Source organism: Nocardiopsis dassonvillei subsp. dassonvillei DSM 43111, from assembly GCF_000092985.1.
GTDB lineage: Bacteria > Actinomycetota > Actinomycetes > Streptosporangiales > Streptosporangiaceae > Nocardiopsis > Nocardiopsis dassonvillei.
Genome location: NC_014211.1, coordinates 72568 through 86830 on the forward strand (window position 1 = coordinate 72568; position 14263 = coordinate 86830).

Genomic DNA, 14263 nt, shown 5'->3' on the forward strand with positions numbered 1-14263 from the left:
TCCGGAGCCAACACATGCACACCCGACGCGACATCCTGCGCTACACCGCGGCCGCCGGGGCCGCCCTCCCCCTGCTCTCCGCATGCGGACCCCCGGGGAGCGGCGCGGCCGGAGCCTCCCCCGTGATCCGCTACCAGGGCTGGACCGGAGACGTCCTCCTGCCCGAACTCGCCGAGGACCTGGGCTACCTGGACGGCATCGGGCTGGAGTGGATCGGCGACACCACCAGCGGCCCCCAGGACATCCAGGCCGCGGCCACCGGCAGCACCGATGTGGGCGGCGCCTTCAACGGGGCGATCGCCAAGCTGGCCGCCGCCGGGGCGCCCGTCACCGCCGTCCTGGCCTACTACGGGGCGGACGAGGAGACCCACAACGGCTACTACGTCCTGGAGGACAGCGACATCACCGGGGCCCGCGACCTCGTCGGCAAGCGGGTCTCCATGAACACCCTGGGCGCCCACCACGAGTTCGTGGTCCGCGAGTGGCTGGCCAGGGAGGGGCTGACCAACGAGGAGATCGCCCGGGTGGAGCTGACGGTGGTCCCGCCGGTCAACGCCGAGCAGACCCTGCGCAACGGGCAGGTGGAGGTCGCCACGCTCGGCGACCTGCTGCGCGAGGTCGCCCTGGAGCGCGGCGGCATCCGGCCCCTGTTCACCGACCACGGCCTGTACGGCGCCTTCAGCTACGGCTCCCTCGTGCTGCGCGACGACTTCATCGAGGCACACGAGGACACCGTCCAGGCCTTCGTCGGCGGGGTCGCCCGCGCGATCCGGTGGACGCAGACCACCCCGCGCGAGGAGGTGGTGGACCGCTACACCGACATCATCGGGCGGCGTGGCCGCAACGAGAGCGCCGAGGCCGTCCGGTACTGGCGCAGCACCGGCGTCGCCGGACCCGGCGGCGTCATCGCCCCGGACGAGTTCCGGACCTGGATCGACTGGCTGGTCCGCAACGGCGAACTCGACGAGGGGGCGGTCGAGGCCGAGGAGCTGTTCACCAACGACTACAACCCCTACGCCAACGGGACCTACCCCGAGGACTCCGGCCCCGACGGCCGACCCCTCGCGGAGGGCGGTGCTCCCGGGGACGGCGCCTCCGGGGGAGCGGACGACACACGGCGCGCGGCCGGGGACGGGGGGAACCGATGAGCACCGCCACAGCACCCGTCAAGCTCCGCCTGAACGGGGTGCGGCAGACCTTCACCGCACGCGGCCGGTCCGCCACGCTGACCGCGATCGACGACGTCACCCTGGACATCGCCTCGGGCGAGTTCCTCACCCTGGTCGGGCCCAGCGGCTGCGGCAAGTCCACCCTGCTCGACCTGGTCGGCGGGCTCACCCGGCCCGCCTCCGGCGAGATCCTGCTCAACGGCGCCCCGGTCAGGGGACCGGGCCTGGACCGGGGCCTGGTCTTCCAGCAGTACGCGCTGCTGCCCTGGCGCACCGCGCAGGGCAACGTCGAGTTCGGGCTGGAGGCCAAGGGCCTGCCCCGACGCACCCGGGCCGACCGCGCGCGCGAGTACCTGTCGCTGGTCGGCCTGGAGGGGTTCGAGGACCGCTACCCCCACGAGCTGTCCGGCGGTATGAAGCAGCGCGTGGCCATCGCCCGGAGCCTGGCCTTCGACCCCGAGGTCCTGCTCATGGACGAGCCGTTCGCGGCCCTGGACGCCCAGACGCGCGAGTCCCTCCAGGAGGAGCTGCTGTCCGTGTGGGAGCGCACCGGCAAGACGGTCCTGTTCATCACGCACGGCATCGACGAGGCGGTCTACCTGGGACAGCGGGTCGCGGTGATGACCTCGCGCCCGGGCCGGATCAAGAGCGTCATCGACATCGACCTCGACCGGAGCGCGGGCGGCGACCTGCGCTCGGACCCCGCGTTCGCGCACTACCGGCACCGGGTGTGGCGGGAACTCCACGACGAGGTGGCCCAGGCCCGGCGGACCGAGCGCGCGCTCACCGGGAGGGGAACCGACCATGGCTGACACGCTGACCCGCTCGGCGGGCACCGCCTCCTCCGACGCCTCCTCCCCGGCGGCGCCGGGCACGGGCGGACCTCCCCCCGCGCTCACGGCCGCGCTCCGGCTGGCCTGGCTCTGCTTCAAGCGCTCGGCCGTCATCGCGGCCTTCCTCCTGCTGTGGGAGGTGGCGCCGAGGGTCGGCCTCCTCGACCGGGTGTTCCTGCCCCCGCTGACCGAGGTCCTGGCCGCGACGCGGGACCTGGCCCTGAGCGGACAGCTGTGGAACCACGTGTCCGCCAGCCTCGCCCGCGCCCTGAGCGGCTTCCTCGTCGCCGTGGCCGCCGCCGTGCCGCTGGGCGTCCTCATCGCCTGGTACCGGCCGGTATCGGACTTCCTCACGCCGATCCTGGAGCTGTTCCGCAACACCGCGGCCCTGGCCCTGCTGCCGGTGTTCGTGCTCGTCCTGGGGATCGGCGAGGCCTCCAAGGTCTCCCTGGTGGTCTACGCGTGCGCCTTCCCGGTCCTGCTCAACACCATCACCGGGGTCCGGACCGTCGACCCCCTGCTCGTCAAGTCGGCGGCCTCCCTGGGGTTCGGGCCGCTCGCGCTGTTCCGCAAGGTGGTGCTGCCCGCCTCGGTCCCGTCGATCTTCACCGGCGTGCGCATGGCCGGGGCCTCCTCGATCCTCGTGCTCATCGCCGCGGAGATGGTCGGCTCCCAGTCGGGCCTGGGCTACCTCGTCAACGCCGCCCAGCTCAACTTCCTCATCCACGACATGTACGCGGGAATCCTGGCCATCGCCGTGGTGGGGGTGGCCCTCAACGGCGTCCTCGTCGCGCTCGAACGGCGCTTCTCCCGCTGGCGCACGACCGAGCGGTGACCGCGTGCCCCGGAGGCGGTGACCGGAACCGCCGACCGCTGGCCGCTGGCCGACGACCGATGACCCACGACAGCGAAGGACCACGCAGATGACCGACGGACGACGGCTCCACCTCAACGCCTTCCTCATGGGGGTGGGGCACCACGAGGCGGCCTGGCGGCACCCGCGCACGCGGCAGGACGGGGTGCTGGACGTGGCGCACTTCCAGAACCTGGCGCGTGTCGCCGAACGCGGACGGCTGGACTCGGTGTTCTTCGCCGACGGCCTGGCCGTGGGCCACCGGGTCGAGCGCAACACCCTCGCCGTCTTCGAGCCCATCACCCTGCTCAGCGCGATGGCCGCGGTGACCGAGCGGGTGGGGCTGATCGCCACCGCCTCCACCGGCTACTACCCGCCCTACCTGCTGGCCAGGGCCTTCGCCTCGCTGGACCACATCAGCGGCGGACGCGCCGGATGGAACATCGTCACCTCCGGCCGCGAGGACGAGGCGGCCAACTTCGGACTGGACCAGGTGCCCGAGCACGCCGACCGCTACGCGCGTGCGGCGGAGTTCACCGACGTCGTCGTCAAGCTGTGGGACAGCTGGGAGGACGGCGCCCTGCGACTCGACGCCGAGGAGGGGGTGTTCGCCGACCCCGACCGCGTCCACGCCATCGACCACGAGGGCGAGCGGTTCCGGGTGCGCGGGCCGCTGAACTCCCCCCGCCCGCCGCAGGGCCGTCCGGTGCTGGTGCAGGCGGGGTCCTCCGAGGACGGCAGGGAGTTCGCCGCGCGCTACGCCGAGGCGGTGTTCACCGCGCAGCAGACCCTCCGGGAGGGGGTGGACTTCTACCGCGACCTCAAGGGGCGGTTGGCGCGTTTCGGACGCGCCCCGCAGGAGTTGAAGGTCCTGCCCGGGATCGTGCCGTTCATCGCGCCGACGGAGGCCGCGGCCAAGGAGCTGGAGGCGGAGTTCACCGGGCTCATCTCCCCGGACTACGCCCTGCGCCAGCTCTCCCAGATGCTGGGGGTGGACCTGACCGGGCACCCGCTGGACGCCCCCCTGCCCCCGCTGCCCGGCGAGGACGGCATCCGCGGCAACAAGAGCCGGTACACCCTGGTCGCGGACCTGGCGGCGCGCGAGTCGCTGACCGTGGGGGAGCTGATCGGGCGCCTGGGCGGCGGGCGCGGCCACCGGACCTTCGCGGGCACGCCCGAGCAGGTGGCGGACGAGATCCAGGGCTGGTTCGAGGCCGGGGCCGCCGACGGGTTCAACGTCATGCCGCCCCACCTCCCCGGCGGCCTGGAGGACTTCGTCGACCAGGTGGTGCCGATCCTCCGGGAGCGCGGCCTCTTCCGGGAGGAGTACGAGGGGACGACCCTGCGCGACCACTACGGTCTGCCCCGCCCTCCCAGCCAGTACGCCGAAGCCGTGCCGGTACCGGAGGTCTCCGGCGCGGTCTGAGGCGGCCGCGGACGGGACCGCGGCGTCGGCGCCGTCGGCATCCCCGGCTGCCGCGGTTATTCCATACTTTTTCGGTTGGCAAAGTGGATTGAAGGGAAGGACCCTCGACACGGGGCGGTGGAATCGCGGAGCCGCCGCCCCGGGGCCGACCTCCGGCCGCCGCTCCGACGACCGCCGGAGCGGCGACCGCGCGGTCGGCCCGCGGATCCGGGGCAGGGAGGGCCGCTGCGCGCGGAGCGCCGAGGCCCCGCCCCGGATCCGCCTCCCCGGCCCCGGCCCCGTCCTCCGCCCCGGATGTGTCGTCCCGCCCCGGGAGGCCGTGCGCCTCCCCGGGCCCGTTCGCCTCCCGGACCTGTGCGCCCCCACGGGTCCCGACCGCCGTACGGCCACCGCCCGGCCGCCTCCCGGCCACCGGCCGTGAGGCGGCCCCGCCCCGTGGCGCACGCCGCCTGAACGCCGCGTTCCCAGTACCGAGGGAGAGTCCGATGAGCACCGCGCAGAGCGCTTCCCCGCCCCACCCCTCCTCCGAGGCCGCCCGGTTCCGCGCGACGCTGCGGCACCACCCGGCGGGGGTCGTCGTCATCACGGCCGGTGTCGACGGCCGCCCCGTCGGACTGACGGCCACCTCGTTCACCAGCGTGAGCCTCGATCCGCCGCTGGTGGCCTTCTACGTCGCCGAGACCTCCTCGACGTGGACGACGCTGCACCTGGCCGGGGCGTTCGCCGTACACCTCCTGGCCGAGGACCAGACGGACCTGGCGGCGAGGTTCGCCCGCAGCGGCGCGGACCGCTTCGCCCCGCCGACGTCGTGGCGTCCGGGGCCCGAGGAGGTCCCCCTGCTCGACGGGGTGTCCGCCAGCCTGGTGTGCAGGAGGTTCGACACCCGGCTGATCGGCGACCACTGGCTGGTCGTCGGCGAGGTGACGCACACCCTGGTCCTGGACGACCTCCGTCCGCCGCTGCTGTACCACCGCGGCGCCTTCGGCGGTTTCGTCCCTCTGCACGGCCCGAACCCCGCCTGACCAGGGCGACTCCGACGGCCGCCCAGGACCCGGCGGTGACGCGTCGTACCCCCGCGGGGGTACGGCGCTCAGTCGTGCGCGGTGGACGCTTGACATGACGTCATATTTGACGCCATCATGACGTCATGGATTTGATGCCGTATGTCGATGAACTCCGACGCCAGCTCCAGGTGGCCGCCGAGGCCGGGAACGAGGACGCCCGGGTCATCGCCGAACGTCTCAGTGCAGCTCTGGAACCCGCTGCGCGGCTGACTCTGCTGGACGCGCTCTCCGCCGCCGCAGACGAGATCACGCGCGAACTCGCGCCCGGGTCGGTCGAGGTCCGGCTGCGCGGACGGCGGGCTGACTTCATCGTGACGTCACCCGACTTCGAAGACGTCGAAGACGACGGTCTCATGACGCCACAGGCGCACCAGGATGACGTCAGACAGGCCGACCGGGCCCTCACGGAGCAGCTCCGGGCCGACGCCGAGGACGGGGGCACGTCGCGGATCACCCTGCGCCTGCCCGACCGCCTCAAGCCGCACGTCGAGGAGGCGGCCCGCGGGGAGGGGCTGTCGGTCAACGCCTGGCTGGTGCGCGCGGTGACCGCGTCCCTCGACAGCGGCAGGCGCCGACCCGACACCCGGGCACGCCAGATCGGCCGCGGTTACACCGGCTGGGTCCGCTGACCGGACCCGGCCGCCCGACTCCACCACGTCTCCCACCGGCGGAGACGACCACCAACGCCACGTCAGGGAGACAGCCATGCCAACTTTCGACACCCCCGGACCCGTCACCGCCGACATCACCCTGGTCGCCGGAACCCTCCAGATCAACGCCGGAGGCCGCACCGAGACCACCGTCGAGGTCCACCCGCGCGACGCCGCCAAGGAGAGCGACGTGCGGGCCGCCGAACAGGTCGAGGTCGAGTACGCCGGAGGCCGCCTCCAGGTGAGGGACCCCCAGCCCTCGGGCCTGGGCCGCGTGATCGGGCGCAAGGGCATGGTCGACATCACCGTCGAACTGCCCGCGGGCTCGCGCGTCCACGTCAGCGGCGGCTTCGGCAGCGCCCGCTGCGAGGGGGTCCTGGGCGCGTCCGAGATCACCTTCTCCAACGGCAACATCGCCGTGGACCGCGTCACCGGCAACGCCGAGCTCACCACGGGACACGGCTGGGTCCGCGCGGGGGAGATCGACGGCTCCGCCGTGGTCAAGTCCACGGGCGGGGCCCTCACCCTCGGCACGGTGACCGGTGACCTGCGGGCCAACTCCGCGCACGGTGACATCACCGCCGACCGCGCCCTGGCCTCCGTCACCGCGCGCACCCACCACGGCAGCATCCGGCTCGGCCAGGTGGTCCGGGGCGGCATCGACATCGGGACCGCCTTCGGGGAACTGGAGATCGGCGTCCGCGAGGGCACCGCCGCCTGGTTGGACGCGGTGTCCAAGAAGGGCGTCGTGCGCAGTTCCCTGGAGGCCGCCGACGGCCCCGGCCCCGCCGAGGAGACCGTCGAGATCCGCGCCCGCAGCGTCCACGGCGACGTCATCGTCCACCGGTCCTGAACAGACGGAAGAAGAGACCGAACATGAACCAGCGCACCCCCCGCTCGGCCGTCGCGGTCACCGGACTGCGCCGGACACACACCACCGCCAGACGAGGAACGGCCATGAGCGACCCCCTCCACACCGTCACGGCGCTGCCCGAGGCGCGTCGGCCCGGCTGCCCCTTCGATCCGCCCGAGGAACTGCTCCGGGCGCGCGAGCACGGCCCCATCAGCCGCTACGCCTTCCCCGACGGCCACCAGGGCTGGCTGGTCACCGGATACGACCTGGTCCGGTCGGTCCTGGCCGACCCGCGCTTCAGCTCCCGCAAGGAGCTCATGCGCCACCACCCGCTGATCGACTACGGCGACATCGAGGTCCCTCCGGCGCCGCCCGGCGAGTTCCTCCTCATGGACGAGCCGCAGCACGGGCGCTACAGGAAACCGCTGGTGGGCAGGTTCACCGCGCGGCGGATGCGGCTGCTCACCGAGCGCGTCGAGGAGATCACGGCCGAGCACCTGGACGCCATGGAGGCGGCCGGGCCGACGGCGGACCTGGTGACCGCGTTCGCCAAGCCCGTCCCCACCATGGTGATCTGTGAGCTGCTGGGGGTGCCGTACGAGGACCGGCGCTCCTTCCAGGAGAACATCGACAAGTTCATGAGCGGGGAGACGAGCGACGAGGACCTGACAGCGGCCTACACCGCGACCCAGCGCTACCTCGCGGAACTGGTGGCCGCCAAGCGCGCGAACCCCACCGACGACGTGCTCAGCGACCTCACCGACAGCGACCTGACCGACGAGGAGCTGAAGGGGATCAGCCTGGTCCTGCTGGCGGCCGGGTTCGACACCACAGCGAACACCCTGGCGCTGGGCGCCTTCGCACTGCTGCGCGATCCGGCGCAGCTGGCCGCGCTGCGGGACGAACCCGCGCTCGCCGACCGTGCCGTGGAGGAGCTGCTGCGGTACCTGAGCGTGGCCAAGACGTTCATGAGGACGGCGCTGGAGGACGTCGAGCTGGGCGGCCGGACCGTCGAGGCCGGTACGACGGTCATCGTGTCGCTCAACACCGCCAACCGCGATCCCGAGCGCTTCACCGATCCCCACGTCCTCGACGTCGGCAGGCGCGAGGGCGGGCACCTGGCCTTCGGCCACGGCATCCACCAGTGCCTGGGGCAGCAGCTGGCCCGCGTCGAGATGCGGGTCGCGCTGCCCGCGCTGTTCGACCGCTTCCCCACGCTGCGCCTGGCCGTGCCGGCCGAGGAGGTCGAGGCCGGACTGCGTCCGGAGACCGCGGACCTGCACGGGCTGAAGAGCCTCCCGGTCACCTGGGACGTGTCTACGGTGACGGCGTGAGGTGACCGTGCGGGCGGGGGAGCGTGACCGTCACGGTCAGCCCCCCGCCCGCGCGCGGTCGCAGGTCCAGCGCGCCGCCGTGGACCTCGACCACCCGCGCGACCAGGGCCAGGCCCAGCCCGTGGCCCGGGTCGGCCCCGAACCTGCCCTGCCCGCGCAGGAAGGGTTCGTGCAGTCGGGCCACCGTCTCGGGCGTGTGGTGCGGACCGGTGTTGTCGACCCGCAGGACGGTCCCGGCGCCGGGGGCGTGACCGGTGCTGACCGAAGCCGTCCCGTCCCGCCCCGCGTTGTGGCGCAACGCGTTCTGCACCAGGTTCTGCGTGAGCTGGGTGAGCAGTGCGGGGTCGCCGAGCGTCGGCGCCGGAGCCGACGCGAGGTACAGCCGCACCCCGCGGCGCTCGGCCTCCGCCGAGTTCTCGGCCACGACGTCGCGGACGATGTCGGCCAGGTCGACCGGCACGGAGACGGCGGTCACGGCGTTCGCGTCGGCCAGCCGCAGGAGGGCCTCGGTGAGCTCGACCGCCCGGGCGTTGGTGACGCTGAGCCGTTCGACCAGGTGCGGGACGTCCTGCCCCTCCGGGTCGCGGCGGGCCACGTCCAGGAGGGTGGCCGTCACGGCCAGCGGGGTCCGCAGTTCGTGGGAGGCGTTGGCGGCGAAGCGCTCCTGGGTCTCGAACGCGTTCTCCAGGCGGTCGAGCATGTGGTCGAAGGCGTCGGCGAGCTGTCGGAACTCGTCGTTGCGCTCGTGCAGCCGGATGCGGTGCTCCAGCCGCCCCGAGGCGGCGATGCGCACGGCCTCGTTGATCCGGTGCAGGGGGCGCAGCACCCATCCGGCGAGGAACCACCCGCCGACGAGTCCGATCACGGCCAACACCGCCAGGACGACCCCGGAGACCATGACGACGGCGTCGAGGATCTGCCCGCGGGTGGGGACGACCGGGCCGCCGGAGTCGCGCGGGTTGGCCGCGGTGAGCGGGTAGTCGGGGACGTAGCGCAGGACCACGTAGACCCCGGCCAGCACCGCCAGGCCCGCCGCCACGAGGAAACCGGCGTAGCTCAGGGTCAGGCGCAGGCGTGCGCTGCCCCTCCTCCCGGACGGGGCGGGGACGCGGGCGTTCACCGCTCCTCCCCGGGGGCCGCGAGGCGGTACCCGGCTCCGGGGACGGTGACGATGGGGTCCGGCCTGCCCAGGGTCCTGCGCAGCTGCGACATCGTCACCCGGGGCGCGCTGGTGAACGGGTCGGCGTTCTCGTCCCAGACCTTCTCCAGCAGCGTCTCGGAGCTGACCACGCCCCCTCCCGCCCTGATGAGCAGCTCCAGGACGGCGAACTGTTTGCGGGGCAGCCTCAGACGGCGCCCGTCCCGTTCGGCCTCCCTGCGGTACGGGTCCAGGCGCAGTCCGCCCCATTCCAGGACCGGCGGAACGGACGACGAGGGCCTCCGGGCGAGTGCGCGCAGGCGCACGACCAGTTCCTCCAGAGCGAAGGGCTTGGTGAGGTAGTCGTCGGCGCCCAGGGCGAATCCGCCCACCTTGTCCCGTAGCCGGGTCGCGGCGGTGAGCATCAGAACCCTGGTCCCGGGATGGTCGCGCACCACCGCCGCGCACACGTCGTCACCGTGGACCCCCGGGATGTCCCGGTCGAGGACGATCGCGTCGTAGTCGTTGACCGCGGCGCGCTCCAGCGCCTGGTCGCCGTCGAGGGCGATGTCGGCGGCGATGGCCTCCTGGCGCAGCCCCGCCTGGAGCGCCTCGGCCATGAAGACCTCGTCCTCGACGATCAGCACACGCATGGTGCCCCCTCCCGCTCCGATCGCTGCCGCGTCCCGGCACGCCCCGCCGACGGCGCCGGCGTCCGCGCGACCCGGCTCCGTGGCCGTTCAGCATAGGCGGGGGCCTGTTGCGAAAACGTTGGGCGCCGGGCACGAGGACCACACATCCGCGCAACAACCGCCCTCCTACGGTCGGGCGCATGCGAAGTCGTACTCTCCTGCCCGCTCTCGTCCTCGCGGTGACCGCGACCGTGGTCACCGCGGTCCCGGCGCACGCCATCGTGGGCGGGAACCCTTCAACACAGTCGTATGAGTTCATGGGCTCGTTCCAGCCTGACTACCCAGCGCCGCCGCGCCCGGACGGCCACGGGTGCGGGGTCGTCGTCCTGGCTCCCCAGTGGGTGCTGACCGCCAGCCACTGCGCGGGCAAGAACCCGACCAACGCGCGGACGGGCGTTCCGCGGGGCTGGAGCGTCCGCGTCGGGTCGCCGGACTCCGACTCCGGAGGCGAGGTGGCCGAGGTCGACCACTACTACCGGCTGGCCACGAGCGGGGACGAGGGGGGTTTCTGGGGCAGGGACCTCGCGCTGATGCACCTGGAGCGCCCCGTCGAGGCCCAACCGTTGCCCATCGCCTCGGCCTCGCCACCGCCCGGGACACCGGTGCGGATCATGGGCTGGGGCATGACGTGCGACGACGCCGGGAACCCCGACTGCTTCCCGACACGGTTGCGGGAGGCCGACACCGTGGTGCAGCCGCCCTCGGCGTGCCTCGGCCAGGCGGTCGAGGGCGAGTTGTGCGTCGGCAGCCGGGACGGGAGCGTGGCCGCGGCCAACATGGACTCGGGCGGTCCCGCGCTGGTCCGCGAGGACGGCGCGTGGGCGCTGGCCGGGGTGGTCAGCGGTCCCAGCGGGGAGGGGGCGCCCACGCTGTTCACCGACGCCACCCGGCACACCGGGTGGATCGACGGCGTCGTCTCCGGCACCGACGTGCCCCCGGACGACGAGATCCCGGACGTGGAGGGCATGGTGGACCTCCAGGGCTGCGTGGGCTCGGTGGTGCGCACCCCGGCCTCGGAGCCGGACGCGCCGGCGCTGATGCTGACCAACGGCCACTGCGTACGGGAGGACTGGCCGGCGCCGGGGGAGGCCCTCGTGGACCGGCCCGCCGACCTGGAGGTGCCCGTGGCCGACCCCCGGGGCTATCCCCGGGTCACCGCCCGGGCCGAGCGCCTGGTGTACGCGACGATGACCGGAACCGACGTCGCGCTCTACCGCCTGGACCGGACCTACGAGCAGTTGGCCTCCCAGGGGGCGAAGACCTTCGAACTCGGCACCACCCCCGTGCGCCCCGGCGACGAGGTGACCATGGTCTCTCCCGGCACCCGCTCGGACTGCTCCGTCGAGGCCGTGCCCGCGCACCTGCGCGAGGGCGGCTACCAACAGGACGACCCGATCCGCTACGCCTCCGGTGAGGGATGCCTCCCCTACCCCGGCATGTCCGGCTCGGTGCTGTTGGCCCCCGACGGTTCCACCGTCGTGGGCGTCCACAACACCCACAACAGGGACGGCGAGGAGTGCACCGACGACAACCCCTGCGAGGTGGACGCGGACGGGAACGTGACCTTCGAGCGGGGACGCGGTTACGGCCAGCAGGTCCACACGGTCCCGGCCTGCCTGACCGACCGTTCGGAGCTGGACCTGTCACGCCGGGGCTGCTCCCTCACCGGCGCCGGGTCGGCCTGACCGTTCCGACCGGCCCGCCCGACGCTTTCGGGGCCGCGACGGGGAGCCCGTGCGCGGCCCCGGCGCGGCCCACCGCGTCCTCGTGGTTCACGACGCCGGGCTGTCGCCCCCGGACGCCGCCAACGACGTGATGAAGCGCTCGGCCGCGGCGTCGACCTCGGCGGAGGGGGCCAGCAGCCTCTGCAGCAACAGCCCTCGCAGGCACGAGGTCGCGATGATGCTCCGCTGCCTCGCGTCCGCCGCCGTGTGTCCGTCGCGAAGGGCGGCCGCTTCGAGGAGGGACGCCAGGTCGTCGATGTCGGCGACGAACTCATGGAAGACGTCGTGCTCGTACACCGCGAGTCCGACCAGGTGGAAGAAGGCGCGGATCCGGTCCTCGTGCGCGTCGTTCGCGTAGAAGCTCCACACGGCCCTGCACAGGGCGGCGAACCCGAGTTCGCCGCCGGTCGCGGCGATGACGAGGTTGTCGCGGCGGCGCGCCTCCAGCAGCACGGCGCGCAGGAGTCCCGGCCGCGACCCGAAGTGGTAGGTCAGCAGCGTGTGGTGTACGCCGAGCCGCTCCGCCACCTGGCGCATCGACAGGCTCGGGCTGGGGCCGCTCCCGCCGTACTCCTCGAACAGCGCCTGCAGGAGGCGCTCCCTGCCTTCCCCGACCGGTGCCCTCACACTGCCTCCCTTGACGAATTCACCACTGTTGAGTACGTTACCGCACAGCGAATTCACCACTGTTGAGGATGGTGGGTCGCAGTCCCGGAGAGGAGGCCCCGTGGCCGATGCCTGGTTCGCCGGCGGCATCGTCGCGGACGGATCGGGCGCCGACCCGACCGCGGTCGACGTGGGTGTGCGGGACCGCCTCGCCGGGTCCGTCAGCGCATGGCCTCGGCGTTGGAGGCCTCCCGTGCGGCGGGCCCGCGGATCGGCCTGGGTTCGGACCTCATCGGGCCGAACCAGCGGCGCCGGGGCGAGGAGCTGCGGCTGCGCGCCGAGCTGGAGTCACCCATGCGGGCGCTCGTGTCGGCCACCGGCGTCAACGCCGACATCCTCGGCCTGGGCGGGACGGTCGGGACGATCCGGGTGGGGATGCGGGCCGACATGGTCGTCTGGCGGCGGAACCCGCTCCAGGACGCGGCGGTGTTCGCCGATCCGGACACGGCCGTCCTCGTCGTGAAGGACGGCCGCATCATGAAGGGAGAAGCCCGATGAGCGGGATACTGCACGGCTGCCTGCCGGACACGGAGTACCTGGAGACCACCGCGCGGTCGGGGCGCCGCTACGGCGTCTGGGTGACCACACCCCCCGGTTACGCGGACTCCGCGGACCACCTGCCGCTGATCTACGTGTTGGACGGCAACTGGACGGTCGGCCTCACCGCGCCCCTCATCGTCACCCAGGCGGACCCCTACCTGACGATCGCCCCCTACATCCAGGTCAGCGTCGGGTACGCCGGTGAGGAGGCCGCGGGCTGGGCGCACATCCGCAACCGCGACCTCGTGCCGCCGGGCGAACCCGTCGGTGACGACATGCTGGCCACCCTCGCGGCGGCCCGCGAGTCGGGTGCGATGACCCGGGAGCAGGTCGACGCCTACCTCGCGGAGCTGCGGGAAACCCGGGCCGACGCCTTCCTCGACTTCCTGACCGGCGAACTCCACCCCCACCTGCGGTCGAAGCTGCGTGTCAGCGAGTCCGGGCACGGCCTCTTCGGCTACTCCTACGGAGGCCTCTTCGCCCTCTACGCGTGGCTGCGCGGGACAGGACCCTTCGCGAGCGTCGGTGCGGGCAGCCCCGGTGTGGCCAGTGCGGACAGCCGGATCCTCACCCTCGTCGAAGCCCTGCCGGAACCCGGCGAGGACGCGGCCGCTCCACGGCTGCACATCACGCTGAACGAAGCCGAGCTGCTGGGGGACATTCCGTTCTACCGCGGGATGGCCCGTAACGTCCTGACGACGGTGGAACAGTTGCACGCCAAGGGGCGGTCGGAGCGGATCTCGCACGTGTTGTTGCGGGAGACGCACGTCACCGGGCTACAGGCGTCGTTCCTGAGCTACCTGAAGGCGTGCCACACGCGCTAGCCGACGCTGCTCCCCGCCGACCGTGCGGCGGGAGCGCGTCACCGTCCCCCCGCCCCGCCCCGTCCGTCCTGGGAGGCGACACAGGACCCGCGTCCGTCTCCGCCGCGAACGGCCCATGGCGGGCGGGACGCGGGGCGGGCGACCCGACCATCGTTCGGGCCGTCCCGCGCACAATGGTCCACCGCGCCCGGCGGCGGTGTTGTGCGTGGGACGGGTGACGACCGCGCCACGCGCTTCCGGGCGTGCGGACCCACGCCGCCGAGCAGGTGGCGTCCCCCTTCGGACGATCCACTCCGGTCGCACCCCCGTCGCGGCCCGGGCATGAAAAAAAGGCCCTGCGAGCAGGGCCTTCGTTTGTGTCCGAGGGGGGACTTGAACCCCCACAGCCTTAACGGCCACTAGCACCTCAAGCTAGCGCGTCTACCTATTCCGCCACCCGGACCGGGTGTGCTCGGCGCTCCCGCGCCGGACACGTCAACCATAGCAAAGGTCGAACA

The 14263-nt window shown here is 73.0% G+C and carries 14 protein-coding genes and 1 tRNA gene; 11 read left to right on the top strand and 4 right to left on the bottom strand.

Annotation, left to right across the window (positions count from 1 at the left end; translation table 11 throughout):
• The first annotated feature begins 14 nt into the window (after positions 1–14).
• The 8 genes from NDAS_RS24375 to NDAS_RS24415 all read left to right on the top strand — a co-directional run bounded on the left by NDAS_RS24375 (position 15) and on the right by NDAS_RS24415 (position 8182).
• Positions 15–1148 carry an ABC transporter substrate-binding protein gene (locus tag NDAS_RS24375; protein ID WP_013155925.1) on the top strand — a complete coding sequence of 378 codons (1134 nt, stop codon included), beginning with the start codon at positions 15–17 and terminating at the stop codon, positions 1146–1148.
• A complete protein-coding gene (locus NDAS_RS24380) occupies positions 1145–1981 on the top strand; it encodes an ABC transporter ATP-binding protein (protein ID WP_013155926.1) in 837 nt (278 codons plus the stop codon). Before NDAS_RS24375 ends, NDAS_RS24380 begins: the two co-directional genes overlap by 4 nt.
• The gene (locus NDAS_RS24385; RefSeq protein WP_013155927.1) at positions 1974–2837 is read left to right on the top strand and encodes an ABC transporter permease; all 864 of its coding nucleotides are present in this window, start codon (positions 1974–1976) and stop codon (positions 2835–2837) included. The genes NDAS_RS24380 and NDAS_RS24385 overlap by 8 nt, the downstream gene beginning before the upstream one ends.
• Positions 2838–2925: 88 nt before the next feature.
• A complete protein-coding gene (locus NDAS_RS24390) occupies positions 2926–4281 on the top strand; it encodes an LLM class flavin-dependent oxidoreductase (RefSeq protein ID WP_013155928.1) in 1356 nt (451 codons plus the stop codon).
• A 485-nt stretch (positions 4282–4766) separates the two neighbouring features.
• On the top strand, positions 4767–5303 hold the full coding sequence (locus NDAS_RS24400) for a flavin reductase family protein (RefSeq protein ID WP_013155929.1): 537 nt from the start codon (positions 4767–4769) through the stop codon (positions 5301–5303).
• Between the two features lie 125 nt (positions 5304–5428).
• Entirely contained in the window at positions 5429–5974 is a 546-nt protein-coding gene (locus NDAS_RS24405; RefSeq protein WP_358416303.1) for a histidine kinase, read from the top strand.
• A gap of 76 nt (positions 5975–6050) precedes the next feature.
• On the top strand, positions 6051–6848 hold the full coding sequence (locus NDAS_RS24410; RefSeq protein WP_013155931.1) for a DUF4097 family beta strand repeat-containing protein: 798 nt from the start codon (positions 6051–6053) through the stop codon (positions 6846–6848).
• A gap of 104 nt (positions 6849–6952) precedes the next feature.
• Positions 6953–8182: a cytochrome P450 gene (locus tag NDAS_RS24415; protein WP_041553487.1), complete on the top strand. Its 1230-nt coding sequence runs from the start codon at positions 6953–6955 to the stop codon at positions 8180–8182.
• On the opposite strand, the gene NDAS_RS24420 is transcribed toward NDAS_RS24415, so the two are convergent.
• Positions 8166–9302, bottom strand: coding sequence for a sensor histidine kinase (locus NDAS_RS24420; protein ID WP_013155933.1), 1137 nt, complete (start codon positions 9300–9302; stop codon positions 8166–8168). The two genes, NDAS_RS24415 and NDAS_RS24420, sit on opposite strands and share 17 nt — an antisense overlap.
• Entirely contained in the window at positions 9299–9973 is a 675-nt protein-coding gene (locus NDAS_RS24425; protein WP_013155934.1) for a response regulator transcription factor, read from the bottom strand. The genes NDAS_RS24420 and NDAS_RS24425 overlap by 4 nt, the downstream gene beginning before the upstream one ends.
• 179 nt (positions 9974–10152) lie before the next feature.
• On the opposite strand from NDAS_RS24425, the gene NDAS_RS24430 reads away from it, so the two are divergent.
• A complete protein-coding gene (locus tag NDAS_RS24430) occupies positions 10153–11697 on the top strand; it encodes a trypsin-like serine protease (protein WP_013155935.1) in 1545 nt (514 codons plus the stop codon).
• A gap of 87 nt (positions 11698–11784) precedes the next feature.
• Here the strand turns inward: NDAS_RS24430 and NDAS_RS24435 are convergent, their stop codons facing one another.
• Positions 11785–12363, bottom strand: coding sequence for a TetR/AcrR family transcriptional regulator (locus NDAS_RS24435; RefSeq protein ID WP_013155936.1), 579 nt, complete (start codon positions 12361–12363; stop codon positions 11785–11787).
• Between the two features lie 207 nt (positions 12364–12570).
• Between NDAS_RS24435 and NDAS_RS24440 the strand changes: the two genes are divergently transcribed.
• Entirely contained in the window at positions 12571–12900 is a 330-nt protein-coding gene (locus NDAS_RS24440; RefSeq protein ID WP_041553380.1) for an amidohydrolase family protein, read from the top strand.
• On the top strand, positions 12897–13766 hold the full coding sequence (locus NDAS_RS24445) for an alpha/beta hydrolase (protein ID WP_013155937.1): 870 nt from the start codon (positions 12897–12899) through the stop codon (positions 13764–13766). Before NDAS_RS24440 ends, NDAS_RS24445 begins: the two co-directional genes overlap by 4 nt.
• Positions 13767–14123: 357 nt before the next feature.
• Here the strand turns inward: NDAS_RS24445 and NDAS_RS24450 are convergent.
• Positions 14124–14208: transfer RNA gene (locus NDAS_RS24450), tRNA-Leu, on the bottom strand.
• Between the last annotated feature and the right edge of the window lie 55 nt (positions 14209–14263).

Coding starts and splice junctions, on each gene's coding strand:
- NDAS_RS24375 (WP_013155925.1), top strand. CDS start 15: ATGCACACCCGACGCGACATCCTGCGCTACACCGCGGCCGCCGGGGCC.
- NDAS_RS24415 (WP_041553487.1), top strand. CDS start 6,953: ATGAGCGACCCCCTCCACACCGTCACGGCGCTGCCCGAGGCGCGTCGG.
- NDAS_RS24445 (WP_013155937.1), top strand. CDS start 12,897: ATGAGCGGGATACTGCACGGCTGCCTGCCGGACACGGAGTACCTGGAG.
- NDAS_RS24410 (WP_013155931.1), top strand. CDS start 6,051: ATGCCAACTTTCGACACCCCCGGACCCGTCACCGCCGACATCACCCTG.
- NDAS_RS24425 (WP_013155934.1), bottom strand. CDS start 9,973: ATGCGTGTGCTGATCGTCGAGGACGAGGTCTTCATGGCCGAGGCGCTC.
- NDAS_RS24430 (WP_013155935.1), top strand. CDS start 10,153: ATGCGAAGTCGTACTCTCCTGCCCGCTCTCGTCCTCGCGGTGACCGCG.
- NDAS_RS24390 (WP_013155928.1), top strand. CDS start 2,926: ATGACCGACGGACGACGGCTCCACCTCAACGCCTTCCTCATGGGGGTG.
- NDAS_RS24380 (WP_013155926.1), top strand. CDS start 1,145: ATGAGCACCGCCACAGCACCCGTCAAGCTCCGCCTGAACGGGGTGCGG.
- NDAS_RS24440 (WP_041553380.1), top strand. CDS start 12,571: ATGGCCTCGGCGTTGGAGGCCTCCCGTGCGGCGGGCCCGCGGATCGGC.
- NDAS_RS24405 (WP_358416303.1), top strand. CDS start 5,429: ATGGATTTGATGCCGTATGTCGATGAACTCCGACGCCAGCTCCAGGTG.
- NDAS_RS24400 (WP_013155929.1), top strand. CDS start 4,767: ATGAGCACCGCGCAGAGCGCTTCCCCGCCCCACCCCTCCTCCGAGGCC.
- NDAS_RS24385 (WP_013155927.1), top strand. CDS start 1,974: ATGGCTGACACGCTGACCCGCTCGGCGGGCACCGCCTCCTCCGACGCC.